Annotated in this window: 13 protein-coding genes; 5 read left to right on the forward strand and 8 right to left on the reverse strand. The window is 68.8% G+C overall.

The annotated features are described in order from the left end of the window. Positions 1-123: 123 nt before the first annotated feature. On the reverse strand, positions 124-1497 hold the full coding sequence (locus tag ACWEOW_RS11030) for an MFS transporter (protein ID WP_452269233.1): 1374 nt from the start codon (positions 1495-1497) through the stop codon (positions 124-126). Beyond that, on the reverse strand, positions 1494-2141 hold the full coding sequence (locus ACWEOW_RS11035) for a winged helix-turn-helix domain-containing protein (RefSeq protein WP_452269234.1): 648 nt from the start codon (positions 2139-2141) through the stop codon (positions 1494-1496). Before ACWEOW_RS11035 ends, ACWEOW_RS11030 begins: the two co-directional genes overlap by 4 nt. A gap of 281 nt (positions 2142-2422) precedes the next feature. Here ACWEOW_RS11035 and rplM point away from each other — a divergent pair, with 281 nt between their 5' ends. The 5 genes from rplM (at position 2423) to ACWEOW_RS11060 (ending at position 8413) form a co-directional block, all read left to right on the forward strand. Continuing rightward, positions 2423-2866, forward strand: coding sequence for a 50S ribosomal protein L13 (gene rplM / locus ACWEOW_RS11040; protein ID WP_452269235.1), 444 nt, complete (start codon positions 2423-2425; stop codon positions 2864-2866). 34 nt (positions 2867-2900) lie between these two features. Continuing rightward, positions 2901-3404 carry a 30S ribosomal protein S9 gene (rpsI, locus tag ACWEOW_RS11045; RefSeq protein WP_452269236.1) on the forward strand — a complete coding sequence of 168 codons (504 nt, stop codon included), beginning with the start codon at positions 2901-2903 and terminating at the stop codon, positions 3402-3404. 304 nt (positions 3405-3708) lie between these two features. Further along, complete coding sequence (glmM, locus tag ACWEOW_RS11050) at positions 3709-5055, forward strand: phosphoglucosamine mutase (RefSeq protein ID WP_452269237.1); 1347 nt, start codon at positions 3709-3711, stop codon at positions 5053-5055. Between the two features lie 42 nt (positions 5056-5097). Beyond that, on the forward strand, positions 5098-7152 hold the full coding sequence (locus tag ACWEOW_RS11055) for a M3 family metallopeptidase (protein WP_452269238.1): 2055 nt from the start codon (positions 5098-5100) through the stop codon (positions 7150-7152). Between the two features lie 61 nt (positions 7153-7213). Then, positions 7214-8413, forward strand: coding sequence for a low temperature requirement protein A (locus ACWEOW_RS11060; RefSeq protein ID WP_452269239.1), 1200 nt, complete (start codon positions 7214-7216; stop codon positions 8411-8413). 3 nt (positions 8414-8416) lie between these two features. On the opposite strand, the gene ACWEOW_RS11065 is transcribed toward ACWEOW_RS11060, so the two are convergent. The 6 genes from ACWEOW_RS11065 to ACWEOW_RS11090 form a co-directional block, all read right to left on the reverse strand. Further along, positions 8417-8890: a beta-class carbonic anhydrase gene (locus ACWEOW_RS11065; RefSeq protein WP_452269395.1), complete on the reverse strand. Its 474-nt coding sequence runs from the start codon at positions 8888-8890 to the stop codon at positions 8417-8419. 83 nt (positions 8891-8973) lie between these two features. Further along, the gene (locus ACWEOW_RS11070; RefSeq protein ID WP_452269240.1) at positions 8974-10686 is read right to left on the reverse strand and encodes a fumarate hydratase; all 1713 of its coding nucleotides are present in this window, start codon (positions 10684-10686) and stop codon (positions 8974-8976) included. Between the two features lie 191 nt (positions 10687-10877). Continuing rightward, positions 10878-11741, reverse strand: a complete 864-nt coding sequence (locus ACWEOW_RS11075; protein ID WP_452269241.1) for a carbohydrate ABC transporter permease — start codon at positions 11739-11741, stop codon at positions 10878-10880. Next, on the reverse strand, positions 11738-12895 hold the full coding sequence (locus tag ACWEOW_RS11080) for a carbohydrate ABC transporter permease (RefSeq protein WP_452269242.1): 1158 nt from the start codon (positions 12893-12895) through the stop codon (positions 11738-11740). The genes ACWEOW_RS11075 and ACWEOW_RS11080 overlap by 4 nt, the downstream gene beginning before the upstream one ends. Beyond that, positions 12895-14247 carry an ABC transporter substrate-binding protein gene (locus ACWEOW_RS11085; protein WP_452269243.1) on the reverse strand — a complete coding sequence of 451 codons (1353 nt, stop codon included), beginning with the start codon at positions 14245-14247 and terminating at the stop codon, positions 12895-12897. Before ACWEOW_RS11085 ends, ACWEOW_RS11080 begins: the two co-directional genes overlap by 1 nt. A 289-nt stretch (positions 14248-14536) precedes the next feature. Next, positions 14537-16264 (reverse strand): substrate-binding domain-containing protein, encoded by a 1728-nt coding sequence (locus tag ACWEOW_RS11090; protein WP_452269244.1) that lies wholly within the window; start codon positions 16262-16264, stop codon positions 14537-14539. Positions 16265-16290 lie beyond the last annotated feature (26 nt).

Genomic DNA, 16290 nt, shown 5'->3' on the forward strand with positions numbered 1-16290 from the left:
TAGGCGTGGGTGCGGACGCCGCGGATGCGACGGAGCGCCCACTCGACGGTCGAGTGGGCGCTCAGCCTCGGGACGGTCGAGTGGGCGCTCCGTCACAGGGCAGGGCGTCCGGATGGCGCCGGTTCAGGCGATCCTGACGTCGGCGGTCTGCTCGACGGGGCCATCGGCCGCCTGCTCGGGTTGCACGTCGGGCGCCTGCTCGGGCAGCGCCTCTGGGGCGGGCGCCGTGCCGCGCGCTCGCTCGGCCCGTAGGGCCGCTCGGTAGAACCAGGCTCCGCCGACGCTGAACGCTCCGGCCGCGACCATCGCGATCTGGGTGCTCGTGCTCTCTGCAAGCAGACCGAGCAGGGGAGCAGCGACGCCGAACGCGACCGAGGCGACCATCGAGTTCATCGAGAGCACGGTGGCGCGGTTGCGCGCGTGGGCCTCCCGGTGGAGCAGCGTCGCGTGGGCGGGGCCCGCCGAGCCGTGCAGCAGGTAGGTCACGCCGTATGCCGCGATGAGCGCTGCCGGCCCGGCCACGAGTCCCATGACCACCGCGCCGAGCCCGTTGAGGACCCGGGCCAGGATCGCGGTGCGGGCGACGCCGACCCGGCGGCTCGACCAGCCGGAGAGTGCCGCACCGACCGCGAACACCGCCCACCCGGCCGCCGCGACGGGCCCCATGATGGCGCCCGCACGCTCCTCGCCACCGACGAGCTCGGCGAGGCGGATCGGCTGGAACGTCTCGAAGACGATCATCGCGACCGACCAGAAGATCTCGACGGTGACGATGCCGCGCAGCGCTGCGTTGGTCCGCAGGAGGCCGAGCCCGTCGCGGACGACGACCGGCGCATCCTTCGCCGAGGCCAGCGCGCGTCGGGCTCCCGACCGGTCGACGTGCTCCGCAGTGCGCGGCTCGCGGAGGAGCGCGAGCACCGCAACGAGGTGCAGCACGTTGAGCAGGACGAACACGGCAATCGGCAGGACCAGTGCCGAGGCCGCTGCGAACGGGTGCCACCAGATGAGCGCACCGGACAGCAGCGCCCCGGCCGCGATGCCGCCGCCGACGATCGTCCCCTGAGCAGCGAGAGCACCGTCGACGTCGGCGTCCGGCGTCGTCGCGTGGACGGTGTCGACGAACCACGCCTCGAGCGGCCCGGAGTCGAGTGCACGGAAGACACCCATGAGCAGGGCGGATGCGAGGAACGCCCAGAACGAGTGAGCGAGCAGCAGGACGGTGCTGGCCAGGACGTTGACGACGGCGGAGACGACGAAGACGGGCCGGCGCCCGAACGCGTCGGCAAAGCCGCTCGTCGGCAGCTCGAGCGCGAAGACCACGAGCCCGGCCGCCGAGGTGACGGTCATGGCCTCGGCGACGGTGAGCCCGCGCTCGAGCTGCCAGAGCGTGAGCAGCCCCACGACGAGACCGACCGGGAACCAGCGAGTGAAGGTGAGAGTGAGGAAGACCCGCCGGGCGGCGGTCGGTGACAGGACATCGGAACGTGCGGCGTTCATCGGGCACTACCTCCTGTGGGCGGGCGGTCGAGGTCGATCGGGAAGGCGAAGGCGTACACGGCGATCCGGCGGGCCTGCGGGTTGCCCTGCCCGACCCGCCGGTACTTCTGGATGAGCTCCCACATCTCGTCCTGCATCTGACCCAGGGCCTCTGCCGTGACGAGGACGGCGCCGTCGTTGGAACCGCACACGTCCTGCCAGGAGGTCGGCCAGGTCGTCGAGACGTCGAGCCACTTGTCGTACTGCTCGCTGAAGTGCCGCGCATAGTCACGGGTCAGCCAGTTGAGCGCGGTCTCCGCGTCCTCGTCGCCCGCGAAGTCGCTGGGGTTCCAGGCGGTGTACTCCGACGCGGCCCGCCACAGTCGTCGCTTGCCCTCGCCCTCACCGGTGTCGCGGACCAGGCCGACCGACTCGAGCTTGCGCAGGTGGTAGCTCGTCGCGCCGGAGTTGGTCCCGAGCTCGGCGGCCAGGTCGGTCGCGGTCGCGGGACCACCGCGCCGCAGCGCCCCGAGGAGCCGGGAGCGCAGCGGGTGGGCGAGCACCCGCACGCTCTCGGCGGTGAGCCAGACGTTGTCGTCGCCCGGGGTGGCAGGGCCGCCAGGGGCTCCTGCTGGGGGGTGCTGGGGTGGGTCCTGTGCAGCCATAGTGTGCACACTACCTTTGCACAGTCTGTTTGCACAAGAGTTATGCACGAAAAATGTGTACGGTCATCTGTGCAGGTCAGAGCCGGTTCTGCCGCCATCTTGCCGCGATTTGGGCCACGGCTCGCGTCCCCGTAAACTTGATTCCTGTTGCGCCGTACCGGCATCGAGCGCCCAGCCGCCCGCCTCGCCCTGACCATGGGCCGGGAGCGACGCGGACGTCGGCGCGGGCCCGGCCACACGGCATACCGCAGCTCAAACCACAGCAACGAAGGCAGACTCCATTGCGCACGTACACCCCGAAGCCAGGCGAGGTCACTCGCACGTGGCACGTCATCGACGCGACCGACGTCGTGCTGGGCCGGCTCGCCAGCCAGGCTGCGGTCCTGCTCCGCGGCAAGCACAAGCCGCAGTTCGCGCCGCACGTCGACACCGGCGACTTCGTCATCATCATCAACGCCGACAAGGTTGCCCTGACGGGCGCCAAGGCCGAGCAGAAGAAGGCGTACCGCCACTCGGGCTTCCCGGGCGGCCTGCGCGCGACCTCCTACACCGAGCTGCTCGCGAAGAGCCCGGAGAAGGCCATCGAGAAGGCCGTCCGCGGCATGCTCCCGAAGAACTCGCTGGCCCGCCAGCAGCTCTCCAAGCTCAAGGTCTACCGCGGCGCGGAGCACCCGCACGCCGCCCAGAAGCCCGTCCCCTTCGAGATCTCCCAGGTCGCGCAGTAAGCCCCTGCGGCCTGCGTAGAAAGCGAATTGACACGTGACTGACATCATCAACGACGACGTCCTCGACACCGACGAGCCGGAGCTGTCCGAGTACACCTCCGAGTCCGACGCGTCCGCCTCGGGCGAGCCCAAGCGCGCGCGCCAGGTCTCGACCCCCGGCTCGGCGACCGGCCGCCGCAAGCAGGCCATCGCCCGCGTCCGGATCGTCCCGGGCAACGGCGAGTGGAAGATCAACGGCCGCACCCTCGAGGACTACTTCCCGAACAAGGTGCACCAGCAGATCGTCCGCGAGCCGCTGACGATCCTCGAGCTCGAGGGCTCCTACGACGTCCTCGTGCGCGTGCACGGCGGCGGCCCCTCCGGTCAGGCCGGCGCGGTCCGCCTCGGCGTCGCCCGCTCGCTCAACGAGGTCGACACCGAGCTCAACCGCCCCGCCCTCAAGAAGGCCGGCTTCCTCACCCGTGACCCCCGCGTCCCGGAGCGCAAGAAGGCCGGTCTCAAGAAGGCCCGCAAGGCTCCGCAGTACTCCAAGCGCTGATACTTCGGCTGGCGCCGAGCATCGTCGCTTGGCTCCACAAGCGCTGATGCTTCGGCTGGCGCCGAGCATCGTCGCTTGGCTCCACAAGCGCTGATGCGTCGCTGGCGCCAGGCCATGTGCCTGGCGCCAGTCGCTCAGCCCGCACCAGCCGCATACGACGCTTTTGTCCGTATGCTGCCCGGTGTGCTCCCGCTCGAAAGGCCCCGAGTGCCTCGGGGCCTTTCGGCTTTGCTGGAGTAAGTTCTCCTCGACGGCACGCGCTCCCTCCCACGCGCCGGTGCCAGGCAGAAAGGCTCTCATCCAAGTGGCTCGACTCTTTGGCACTGATGGCGTCCGTGGGCTCGCGAACCAGGACATCACCGCTGAGCTGGCGCTCGACCTCTCGGTCGCCGCGGCCCACGTGCTCGCTGAGGTCGGGGAGTTCAACGGGCATCGCCCGGTTGCGGTCGTCGGCCGCGACCCGCGCGCGTCCGGTGAGTTCCTCACCGCCGCGACGATGGCCGGACTCGCGTCGGCCGGTGTCGACGTGCGCGACGCCGGCGTGCTGCCCACGCCCGCGATCGCCTACCTCGTCGGCGAGCAGGACGCCGACCTCGGGGCCATGCTCTCGGCCTCGCACAACCCGATGGCCGACAACGGCATCAAGTTCTTCGCCCGCGGAGGGCACAAGCTGGCCGACGAGCTCGAGGACAAGATCGAGTCCCGGCTGCGCGACGACTGGCAGCGCCCGGTCGGCGGCGATGTGGGCCGCATCGTGCCGCTCGCCGACGGTGCCGACCGCTACGTCGCGCACCTGCTCTCCGTGCTGCCGCACCGTCTCGACGGTCTGCACATCGTGATCGACGCCGCGCACGGCGCGGCCTACGAGGTGGCCCCGCGGGCCTTCCGCGAGGCCGGAGCGCGCGTCACCGTCATCGGCTGCGAGCCCGACGGCATCAACATCAACGACGGCTTCGGCTCGACACACATCGACGAGCTCAAGAAGGCCGTCATCGCGGCCCGGGCCGACTTCGGCATCGCCCTCGACGGCGACGCGGACCGGTGCCTCGCGGTCGACGCCGCGGGCAACGAGGTCGACGGCGACCAGATCATGGCCATCCTCGCGCTCGCCATGAAGGAGCAGGGCGTCCTGCGTGGCGACACCCTCGTGGCCACCGTGATGTCCAACCTCGGCATGATCCAGGCCCTCGGGGCCTCGGGGATCAAGGTGCTCCAGACGGCCGTCGGTGACCGCTACGTGCTCGAGGCGATGAAGGTCGGCGGGTTCTCGCTCGGCGGCGAGCAGTCCGGCCACGTCGTCATGCTCGACCACGGCACGACCGGCGACGGCACCCTCACCGGGCTCATGCTCGCCTCGCGGGTGGCCCAGACGCAACGGACCCTCGCCGACCTCGCCGGCATCATGACGCACTTCCCGCAGGTGCTCGTCAACGTCAAGGGCGTCGACAAGTCCGCCCTCGATGCCAACGCGGTCGTCGCGGACGCCGTCAAGGCCGCCGAGGGCGAGCTCGGCGCCAGCGGACGCGTGCTCCTGCGCAAGTCGGGCACCGAACCGGTCGTGCGGGTCATGGTCGAGGCCGCCGACGGCGACCAGGCCCGGCTCCTGGCGGACCGCCTCGTCGGCGTCGTCAAAGCCGAGCTCTCCTTCTGACCCACGCTCCACCGGGGACCGAGCCTGGTTAGGGTCGGGGTCATGTCTGAGCCGACCAGCGCACCGCCCGCGACGTCCGACAACCCGTTCTTCGAGCCCTCGAGTCTGCCGTTCGCGCTCCCGCCCTTCGACCGGATCCGTGAGGAGCACTACGGCCCTGCTCTCGACCGCGGCATGAGCGAGCAGCTCGCCGAGGTCGCCGCGATCGTGGACAACCCGGAGCCGCCGACCTTCGAGAACACCGTGGCGGCGATCGAACGCAGCGGGCAGCTGCTCACCCGGGTGACCGTCGCCTTCTTCGGGATCACCTCCGCCCACGCCACGCCGGGCGTCCAGGCGCTCGACGAGGAGTACTCGCCACGCCTCACCGCACACTCCGACGCGATCCGCCTCGACTCAGGGCTGCTCGCGCGCCTCGTCGCGGTGCGTGACGGTGGCGAGACCCTCGACCCGCAGGCGCGCCGCCTCGTCGAGCGGTACGTCACCGAGTTCACGCTCGCCGGTGCCGGCCTGGGTGACGACGACAAGCAGCGCCTGCGTGACTACAACGAGCGCCTCAGCTCCCTCGGCACGGAGTTCGAGAAGCGCCTGCTCGCCGAGGCGAACGACCTGGCCGTCCTCGTCGAGGACGTCGCCCTGCTGGACGGCCTGACCGCCGGGGAGGTCTCCGCCGCGGCCGAGGCGGCGAAGGAGCACGGGCATGAGGGCAGCTGGCTCGTCACGCTGGTGCTGCCGACCGGCCACCCGCATCTGGCCGTCCTCACCGACCGTGACCTGCGCCGCCGGATCCACGAGGCGCAGGTCGCCAGGGGCGGCCGGGGTGGCGCCGGTGACACGCGCGATCTGGTTCTCGAGATCGTGCGCCTCCGGGCCGAGCGGGCGCGCCTGCTCGGCTTCCCGACGCACGCCCATGCCGCACTGGCCGACTCGACCGCCGGGTCCCCGGACGCTGTGGCGCAGCTGCTCGGTCGGCTCGCTCCGGCGGCACGCCGCAACGCCGACGCCGAGCGGGAAGCCTTGGAGGCCAAGGCTGGTGGCCCTATCGAGGCGTACGACTGGGCCTTCTGGACCGAGCAGGTGCGGTCCGCGACCTACGACGTGGACCTGGCGGCGATGCGGCCGTACTTCGAGGCCGAGCGCGTGCTGCACGACGGGGTCTTCCTCGCAGCCGGTCGCCTCTACGGGCTGACCTTCCACGAGCGTCACGACCTCGTCGGCTACCACCCCGACGTACGCGTCTTCGAGGTACGGCAGGACGGCGCGCCGTTCGGGCTGTACCTGCTCGACCTCTACACGCGCGACACCAAGAAGGGCGGGGCCTGGATGAACAGCCTCGTCCACCAGAACGACCTTCTCGAGCAGCCGTATGCCGTCGTGTGCAACAACCTCAACGTGCCCAAGCCGGCCGCCGGGGAGCCGACCCTGCTGACCTACGACCAGACCCGGACGCTGTTCCACGAGTTCGGCCACGCGCTGCACGGCCTGCTCGCCAGGGTCACCTACCCGCACTTCGCGGGCACTCGCGTCTTCCGCGACTTCGTGGAGTTCCCGAGCCAGGTCAACGAGATGTGGATGCTGTGGCCCGAGGTCCTCGCGAGCTACGCCGTGCACCACGAGACAGGCGAGCCGCTGCCCCAGGACGTCGTCGACCGGCTCCTCGCTGCGGAGTCCTTCAACCAGGGCTTCGCCACGAGCGAGTACCTCGCGGCGAGCCTCATCGACCAGGCCTGGCACGCGCTGTCGGTCGAGGAGGCGGCTGCGGTCGACGACGTGGGCACCTTCGAGGCGGCCGCGCTGGAGCGCGTGGGGCTTGCGAATCCCGTTGTGCCACCGCGCTACTCGACTCCGTACTTCGCGCATTCGTTCGCCTACTCCTATGACGCGGCGTACTACGCCTACATCTGGAGCGAGGTCCTCGATGCGGACACGGTCGAGTGGTTCAAGGAGAGCGGCGGCCTGACACGCGAGAACGGCGACCGCTACCGCACGTACGTCATCGGCATCGGCGGGTCCGCCGACCCCCTCGAGTCATACCGGGAGTTCCGCGGGCGCGATGCCGACCTCGAACCCTTGCTCCGGCGCCGCGGACTCGGCTGATCCGACACTGCGCGGGCGGGCAGGGCTCGGCTGACGGCATACCCGCTGGCAGACTCGCCCTGTGAGCCCGGTCAACATCGTCCCGCTGCATGTCCGGATGACGCCGAGGGACCCGCACGAGCCGCATCGTGTCGCGACGCCGCTCGAGCTGTTCTTCGACCTCGTCTTCGTGGTCGCGGTGTCGAGCGCCGCGGCGCAGTGGCACCACGGCATCAGCGACGGCGACCTCAGCAAGCTGCTCAGCTTCGTCATCGTCTTCGTCGCCATCTGGTGGGCGTGGATGAACTACACCTGGTTCGCGTCCGCCTACGCCACCGACGACGTCGTCTTCCGCTTGATGACGTTCGTCATCATGGTGGGCAGCCTCATGCTCGCCGCCGGTGTGCCCGAGATGTTCGGCGCCCGAAACTCGAAGCTGCTCGTGGCGGGCTACGTCGTCATGCGCCTGGCGATGGTCGTCCTGTGGCTGCGCGCCGCCGCCAGCCATCCGGAGGGACGCCGCACCGCCCTGACGTATGCCGTGGGTATCGCGATCGTGCAGGTGTACTGGGTGCTCCGGCTGTTCACGTCGGGCGACACCTCGCTCGTCGTGACGTGGTTCGTCGGGATGGCCCTGGAGATGTCCGTGCCGATCATCGCGGAGCGGCGGGGTGTCACGCCGTTCCACCCGCACCACATCGCCGAGCGCTACAGCCTGTTCACGATCATCGTGCTCGGCGAGGTGATCCTCTCGACCATGCAGGCGGTCCAGGGCGCCCTGAACCACACGACCTTCGAGCTGGTCGAGCTCATCGCCGGCGGCCTGCTCATCGTCTTCTCGATGTGGTGGCTCTACTTCAAGCGCGACCAGGTGGAGCTCTTCGCGGGGGAGTTCTGGACCGTCTTCACGTGCTCCTACGGGCACCTGTTCATCTTCGCCTCGGTCGCCGCCAGCGGGGCAGCCCTCGCGGCGGGCGTCGACGTGGTGCAGCACCACGCCCACGCGAGCGTCCGGTTCGTCGCGCTCGCGCTGGCGGTGCCGCTCGCGATCTACGTCGTGGCGCTGGCCGGTATGCACGCGCTGGGCGAGCGCCGCGCGGTAGTGGCGCGGCCGGGCGTCGTGGTGGCCGTCGTGCTGCTCGTCGTCGGCCTGTGGGCACCGTCGATGGGCGCGAGCGTGCTGCTCATGGGTGTCGTCCTCGCGCTCGCGGTGGCCGAGCACGTGTGGTTCGGCGCGCGCTCGGTCCGCGCCATCGCCGCACCACAGGACCGCGCAGGCTGAGCGCTACTCGATCGGCTCGAGCAGGCCGGTGTCGACGTCGTACAGGAACCCCCCGACCAGCGTGCCGTCGGCGATGAGGGGGTGCGACCGCACTTTCGCGCAGTCCTCGCGCAGGGCCTGCACCTGGTTCGTGATGGCGTGGAAGGCCATCCACGTGGCGTCCTGACCGGCGCTCTCACCGACCCGGGACTGCAGCTCGGCCTCGGTGTTCGAGGCCATGGCGCAGCGCGTATGAGGCACGATGAGGATGCGACCGACGTTGAGCAGGTGCGTCGCCAGCACGAGCGCCTCGAGGGCGTTGCTGTCGACGCGGGCGCCGGGGTTGCGGAAGATCTTGGCGTCTCCGGGCTTGAGGCCGACGAGGTTGAGCGGGTCGATCCGCGAGTCCATGCACGTGACGATCGCGACGCCCGCCTGCGCGATGCCGTCGAACCCGGACAGGTCGAAGGCACCGGCATACGCACGGTTTGCTGCGATGAGGTCGTCGAATCCCGCTGGGCCAGAAGGGCGCCCGAGTCCCGGCTGATCGGGCTGGCCGGGCTGGTCGGGCTGGCCGGCGCTCACTGGAGCCCCGGCCGCTTGGTGATCGTGAACGCCATCGGCTTGCTCACCTCCGCGAAAAAGTCGTTTCCCTTGTCGTCGACGACGATGAAGGCGGGGAAGTCCTCGACGTCGATCTTCCAGACCGCCTCCATGCCGAGCTCTTCGTACTCGAGCACCTCGACGTGCCTGATGCAGTCCTGGGCGAGCCGGGCCGCCGGGCCGCCGATCGAACCGAGGTAGAAGCCGCCGTGCGAGGCGCAGGCCTCGGTCACCTGCTTGCTCCGGTTGCCCTTGGCGAGCATGACCTTGGAGCCGCCCGCAGCCTGGAACTGGTCGACGTAGGAGTCCATGCGGCCCGCGGTCGTCGGCCCGAAGGAACCGGACGGCATACCCTCCGGCGTCTTCGCGGGGCCGGCGTAGTAGACCGGGTGGTCCTTGAGGTACTGCGGCATCTCCTCGCCGGCGTCGAGCCGCTCCTTGATCTTGGCGTGCGCGATGTCGCGGGCGACGACGAGCGGACCGGTCAGGGACAGGCGCGTCTTGACGGGGTGCTTCGAGAGCTCCGCGATGATGTCGTCCATCGGCTGGGTCAGGTCGACCTTGACGACGACGTTCCGGCTGATCGAGGAGACACCGACCGCGTCGTCCTCGTGATCCCCCAGGTCGACGGCACCGGCGTCAGGCAGGAAGCGCGCCGGGTCGGTCTCGAGCTGCTCGATGAAGACGCCCTCCGGCGTGATCTTCCCCAGCGCCTGCCGATCGGCCGAGCACGAGACGGCGATGGCCACCGGCAGCGACGCGCCGTGGCGGGGAAGCCGGACGACGCGCACGTCGTGGCAGAAGTACTTCCCGCCGAACTGCGCGCCGATGCCGAACTGGCGGGTCAGCTCCAGAACCTTCTCCTCGAGCTCGGTGTCCCGGAACGCGTGCGCCGTCATCGAGCCGGTCTTCGGCAGTGTGTCCAAGTACTTCGCCGACGCGTACTTGGCTGTCTTCAAAGCGAACTCGGCGCTCGTGCCGCCGATCACGATGGCGAGGTGGTAGGGCGGGCAGGCGGCCGTGCCGAGGGAGCGCAGCTTCTCGTCGAGGAAGCGCATCATCGCGTCCTCGTTGAGGATCGCCTTCGTCTCCTGGTAGAGGTAGCTCTTGTTCGCCGAGCCACCACCCTTGGCCATGAAGAGGAACTTGTATGCCGTCTCGTGGCCCGGCGTCGTGTCGGCGTACAGCTCGACCTGCGCGGGCAGGTTGGAGCCGGTGTTGCGCTCCTCCCACATCGTCAGCGGTGCCATCTGCGAGTAGCGCAGGTTGAGCCTGGTGTAGGCGTCGAAGACGCCCTCGCTGATGGCGCGCTCGTCGGTGCCCGGCGTGAGCACCTGCTGGCCACGCTTGCCCATGACGATCGCCGTGCCGGTGTCCTGGCACATCGGCAGCACCCCGCCGGCGGCGATGTTGGCGTTCTTGAGCAGGTCGAGCGCGACGAACTTGTCGTTGTTGCTCGCCTCCGGGTCGTCGAGGATGTTGCGCAGCTGCTGCAGGTGCGCCGGCCGCAGGTAGTGCGCGATGTCGTGCATCGCCGTCTCCGTGAGCAGCCGCAGCGCCTCCGGCTCGACCTCGAGGAAGGTGCGGCCCCCCGGGCCCTCGACGGTGCGCACCCCCTCGGTCGTCAGCAGCCGGTACGGCGTCTCGTCGCTGCCGACCGGCAGCAGGTCCTCGTAGGCGAACTCGGCCACGGAGGTCTCCTTGCATGTGGGGTGAGGCGGTCGCGGACCGGCGTATGCCGCCTCGGCCCGTAGGGGCCTACCCGGGCACCCTGGCCCACGCGGCGGCATACGAAAGTCCCCTCCCAGCCTAGTGACGGCTGGGAGGGGACTGACGAGGAGGTCGACCTGGCTTGTCTGCGGCCGGCCGGGCCGACCGGGGATCAGCCCTTGACGGCGCCCGACGTGAGGCCGCGCACCATGAACCGCTGGAGCGCGAAGAACACGATCAGGGGCACCACCATGGTGATGAACGCTCCCGCTGTCAGGAGCTCAGCCCCTTGGCCTTGGGTTCCGAGCAGCTGCTGCAGCTTGACGATGACCGTCGTGTTGCCGCTGTTGAGGAACAGCTTGGCGATGAGCAGGTCGTTCCACACCCAGAGGAACTGCAGCGTCGCGAAGGCCGCGATGGCCGGGATCGACATCGGGAACACGAGCCTCCAGAAGGTCTGGAAGTGCGAGCACCCGTCGATCTTCGCCGACTCGACCACGCTGCGCGGCAGCGTGCTCATGTAGTTGCGCAGGGTATAGATGCACAACGGCATACCGAAGCCCGTATGCAGGATCCACACCGCGATGTACTGGCCGGAGATGCCCAGGCCACGCGGGCCGAAGATGTTGAGCATCGGCTGGAAGGCGACCTGGATCGGCACGACGAGCACGGCGATGATGAGCAGGAAGAAGAACTCCTTCAGCGGGAAGTTCATGAACGTGAAGGCGTATGCCGCGAACGCCGCGAACATGATCGGGATCAGCGTCGCCGGGATGGCCACGACGATGCTGTTGATGAACCCCGTGCCGAGGTCGGCGCCCGTCCAGGCCCCGCTGTAGTTGCTCGTCGTCCACTCGGAGCTGCCCGGGTTGAACAGCGCCGTCCACCAACCCGAGGTGGCCGCGGCGTCACGCGTGCGGAACGACGTGACGAGCAGGCCGATCGTCGGGATGGTCCACAGGAGCACGAAGATCGTCATCGTGACCATCGAGAACGGGCTGCGAGGCCGCCCGTCCTTCATGAGCTTTCGGCTCATCGGTTGGCCTCCTCGTTCTTGAAGTGGCGGATCTGGTACCAGATCAGCGGGATCACCGCGACGAGCAGCACGACGACGATCGCCGTCGCCTGGCCCGCCTGGCTGGCCGCGAACAGCTTGTTGAAGAAGAGGTTCGCGATGACGTTGGTGTTGTAGGCACCGTTGGTCGAGACGTAGACGATGTCGAACACCTTGAGCACGAGGATGAAGACCGTCACGAAGACGGTGATGATCGTGCCCTTGACCTGCGGGATGATCACGCGGAAGAAGATCTGCAGCTCGCTGGCGCCGTCGATGCGCGCGGCCTCGATGGTGTCCTCAGGGACACCCTTGATGGCCGAGCTGAGCAGCACCATCGCGAACCCGACCTGCAGCCAGATGAGGATCACCATGAGCAGGATCGAGTTGAGCTTGGCGGTCTCGATGGACAGCCACGTCTGCGGCTGGCCGCCGAGCCCGACCCAGATCGCGTTGAGCAAGCCGGTCTGCGCCTGGCCGGGGTTGTTGTAGGCGTAGATGAGACCCCAGATGGCGGTCGCGCCGACGAACGAGATCGCCATCGGCAGGAACACCATGCTCTTGGCGACCTTCTCACCGGTGCCCGAGAGCTTGTCGGAGAGGACCGCGACGGCGACGCCGAGCGCGACGACGACGGCAGGGACGATGATCAACCACAGGATGTTGTTGAGGATCGACTGCCAGAACTCCGGGTCGCTGAAGATCGTCTTGTAGTTCTGCAGCCCGACGTAGGCCGTGCTGTCGGCGTTCGCGAACGAGTAGTTGATCGTCTGGAACGTCGGGTAGATCAGCATCAGGCCGACGAGTGCCAGGCCCGGCAGCAGGAAGGCGTACGGGATGAAGCCCTCGGACAGCCGCTGCGGCAGCGCCTCGACGAACATGTTGAGGAAGTAGAAGATCAGCATCGCCCCGCCGACCCCGACGACCATCGCGATGAGGCCGATCAGCGCCTTGTTGTTGGCGAACCACTGCGGGTAGTACCCGAGGGCGAGCAGGAGGTTGATCATCAGCCAGACGCTGACGACCAACCCGATGATCCCGATGATGAGCTTCATCGGCTGGAGGCCGACGTTGCCCTCGGGAGACCGGGCGCGGGTCCGTGGCGCGGAGCCCGCCGTGGTGGTGTCGGTAGTCATCACTTGGGCCACGAATTCTCGATGTTGTCGACCGTGGTCTTCGTGTCCTGCCCGTTCTCCCACTTGACCATCTCGGTCCAGAAGGTGCCCGAGCCGACCTCCTTCGGCATCGCGTCAGAGCCGTCGAAGCGCACCACGCTGGCCTTGTTGGCGATCTCTGCGATCTTCTTGGTCGTCTCGTTCGGGTAGTTCGACAGGTCGAACGTCTTGTGCGGTGAGAGCCAGCCACCGGCCTGCGCCCACTTGTCGCCGAACTTGTCGGAGGTGAGGAACTGCATGACCTTCTGGGCGTCGGGGTCGTTGCCGTTGAAGAGCGCCGCGAGGTCACCGCCACCGAGGATGCCGACGCCCTGGTAGCCACCCGCGAACGGCGGGTAGACGAAGATGCCGACCTGGTTGTCGAGGTCCGCCTGGACGTTCTTGGGGTAGAACGTGGTCGCGAAGTTGCCCTGGCGGTGCAGCATGCACTTCGGCGGGTTGGAGAACGCCGGGGTCATCGCGTCACCGAAGGCGGTGTTGAGCACGCCCTTGGAGCCGCCGAGCACCTGGGTCGGGTCCTTGGCGATCGTCGCGAAGTAGTCGAACGCCTTGATGACGCGCGGGTCGTTGAACGGGATGCGGTGCGCGACCCAGTCGTCGTAGACGTCCGGGCCCCACATGCGGAGCATGAGCTCCTCGATCCAGTCCGTGCCGACCCAGCCGGTCGCCTGGTCGGAGCCCCATCCCATGCACCACGGGGCGATGCCGGCTGCCTTGATCTTGTCCGCGACGTTGGTCTGGAGGTCCTGGACCGTCGCGGGGTGCGTGTCGTACCCGGCCGACTCGTAAGCCTTCTTCGGGTACCACACGATGCTCTTGACCGCGTTGCGCATCGGAGCGCCGTAGACGCGGCCCTTGTACCGGGCGACGTCGAGGAAGCCGGGCAGCAGGGTCTGCTGGAGCTTGTCGTAGTCGAGGTACGTGTCGATCGGCTGGACCTTGCCCTGCTTGGCGAACTCGATGAGCCCGCCGGGCTGCGGGAACAGCGCGATGTCGGGCGAGTCGCCCGAGTTGACCTTCTGCTTGACGGTCGTCGTGAAGTCCTGGTCGGACGTGTACTGGATGTCGATGCCGCTGGCCTTCTCGAAGGCTGCCAGCGATGCGTTGAAGTTCTTCTCCTCGTCTCCACCGAACGCGCCAAGGATGGTGACCACCTTGTCGTTGTCCGGCGTCCCCCCGTCGACGTATCCACTCAGTCCCGCACTGCCCCCGCCACCTGCGGCATTGGGGTTCTGTAGGCACCCGGACAGCATGGCTGCGGCTGCCGCGGCCGCTCCTGCCGCCATGAGTGCCCGTTTCGGGATTCCGGTCATCGTCGCTCCTCGTCGTTGAGTTGTGCGTTGATCCCCACCGATCAACGTGACGCGCGTCACGTGAGGTAGTCCATTCCTACCGCGTGTAGTGGGACCGGTCTAGTCACTTGACCTGCACGTGACCTTTGGGCTCTGGAGCCGCGAATGCCCTAGAGAACGCTGGAAACACGAGGAGACCCCCGGGTCGGACCGGGGGTCTCCTCGTGTGACGTGTGTGTCTGGTGTGCTTGGTGTGCCGTGTCGAGCGGCTGCGAAGCGGCCTACCACGGCGGCCTCGGCGGCCTACGGGCTAGACGCAGCGGCCGTCCTTGCACTCGTGGTCGAACAGGGCCCGGGCGAGCACGGTCGTCATGTCGGCCGGAGACGGCGCCGAGTAGAAGTCGGAGTACGTCATCTTCGAGATCTCGCTCATCGACTTCGAGTCCACGTCGGGCCCGATGCCGATGGTCGTGATCGCGATCGGCTTCTTCGGGTCGCTGGCGGCGCGCAGGTTGGCCTTGAGCTGCTCGAGCGTGATGCCGTTGGGGTCGTCGTTGCGGCCGTCGGTGAGGATGACCACCGCGTTGACGCGCTCCGGGTCGTAGTTGCGCTGGGCCTGCTGGTATGCCGCCCACATCGTGTCGTAGAGGCCGGTGCCCCCGCCGACGTTCTTGGCCAGGTTGGCCGCCGCGGTGGCGACCTGCGCCCGGTGCGTGTCGTCGTCGAGCCGGCCGATGGGCACCATCGGCTTGTAGTCCGCGCCACCTGCGCCGATCCCGATCGAGAAGACCCACAGGCCGAGCTTGGTGGTCTTCGGCAGAGCGGCCAGCGCGATGCCGGCGGCCTCCTGGGTGATCGCGACCCGGGTGGTGTTGCCGACCTTGTCGTTCATCGACCCGGACACGTCGAAGACCGCCAGGATCGAGAAGTCGGTCGTCGCGGTCTGCCACACGTCGGTGGCGGCGGCCACGGCCTCGGCGTCGGGCGTCGGGCCGATGTCGACCGCGCCCACGCTGCCTGCTGGGGTCGGCATCGTCACCGGCACGGCGGTGGAGCGCATTCCGTACTGCGCGAAGAGCTTTGCGGCCGCCGGTGTCATGAGGTAGGCGCGCAGCAGCTCGACGGCCTGGTCGCGGACCGGGTCGGTGGCCACGTTGATGAGGGAGAACTCGAAGGCCGGTGTGCCCTCGGTCGGCGTCACGGAGACCATCTTGTGCTCGGGGTAGAGCCGGTTGTGGTCGATGAGGTCGGCCTCGGAGACCGGGAAGGCCGCGGCATCCTGGGGGGTCTCGTTGTACGTCGCGAAGAGGTCGTCGATAGACGCCGCGGCGCCCTTGGCGAGCTTCGGGATGATGACGCGGCCCTGCTCGCCGCTCAGCTGCGGCAGCGCGGACGCGAGCGTCAGCATGCCGGCCGTCGTCGACCGGGGGTCGCTCATCCGGATCGGGTTGTCGGACGCGACGAGCTCGAGCCACTTGGGCTGGCCCTCGAGCTTGCTGGCCTGGGTCGGGTCCATCGCGATGACGAGGGGGCTCTTGGCGAAGGCCTTGGCCGGCTTCGCGTTGAGGTGTGCGGTCTCGTTGACTCGCTCCACCCATCGCGGGGAGTCGGGGATCCACGCGTCGGGCCGGTCGGGCTGGCCCTGGCCGAGGCCGATCATGGCCTCGATCGGCGACTTGCCCTTGACGACGTAGTCGACGCACGGTGACTCCGGGTCCGCCTGGTACTCCTTGGCGAGGGCGAGAACCGCGGGCTGGGCGGCCTCGGAGGCCCACACCGAGACCGGTGTGCGCTCGGGACACGACTTGCCGGTCGGGATGGCTGCGGCCGCCACCGGCGTCTCGCCGCGTCCCTGCCACCACTTGAACCCGCCGACGCCGGCGCCGACGAGCAGCACGACACCGAGCACGGCCGCAAGGATCCGGTTGCGTCGTGCTCGGGCGATCTTGGCTTCGAGAGCCTTGCGCGAGGCCCGGCTCTCGATCAGGCTCTGCTCATACGGGCCTGGAGGGCGTTGTGGAGGGGAGGGGTTGGACACGGGGTTTCCTCACATGAGGACGCCCC

Source organism: Monashia sp. NPDC004114, from assembly GCF_053603855.1.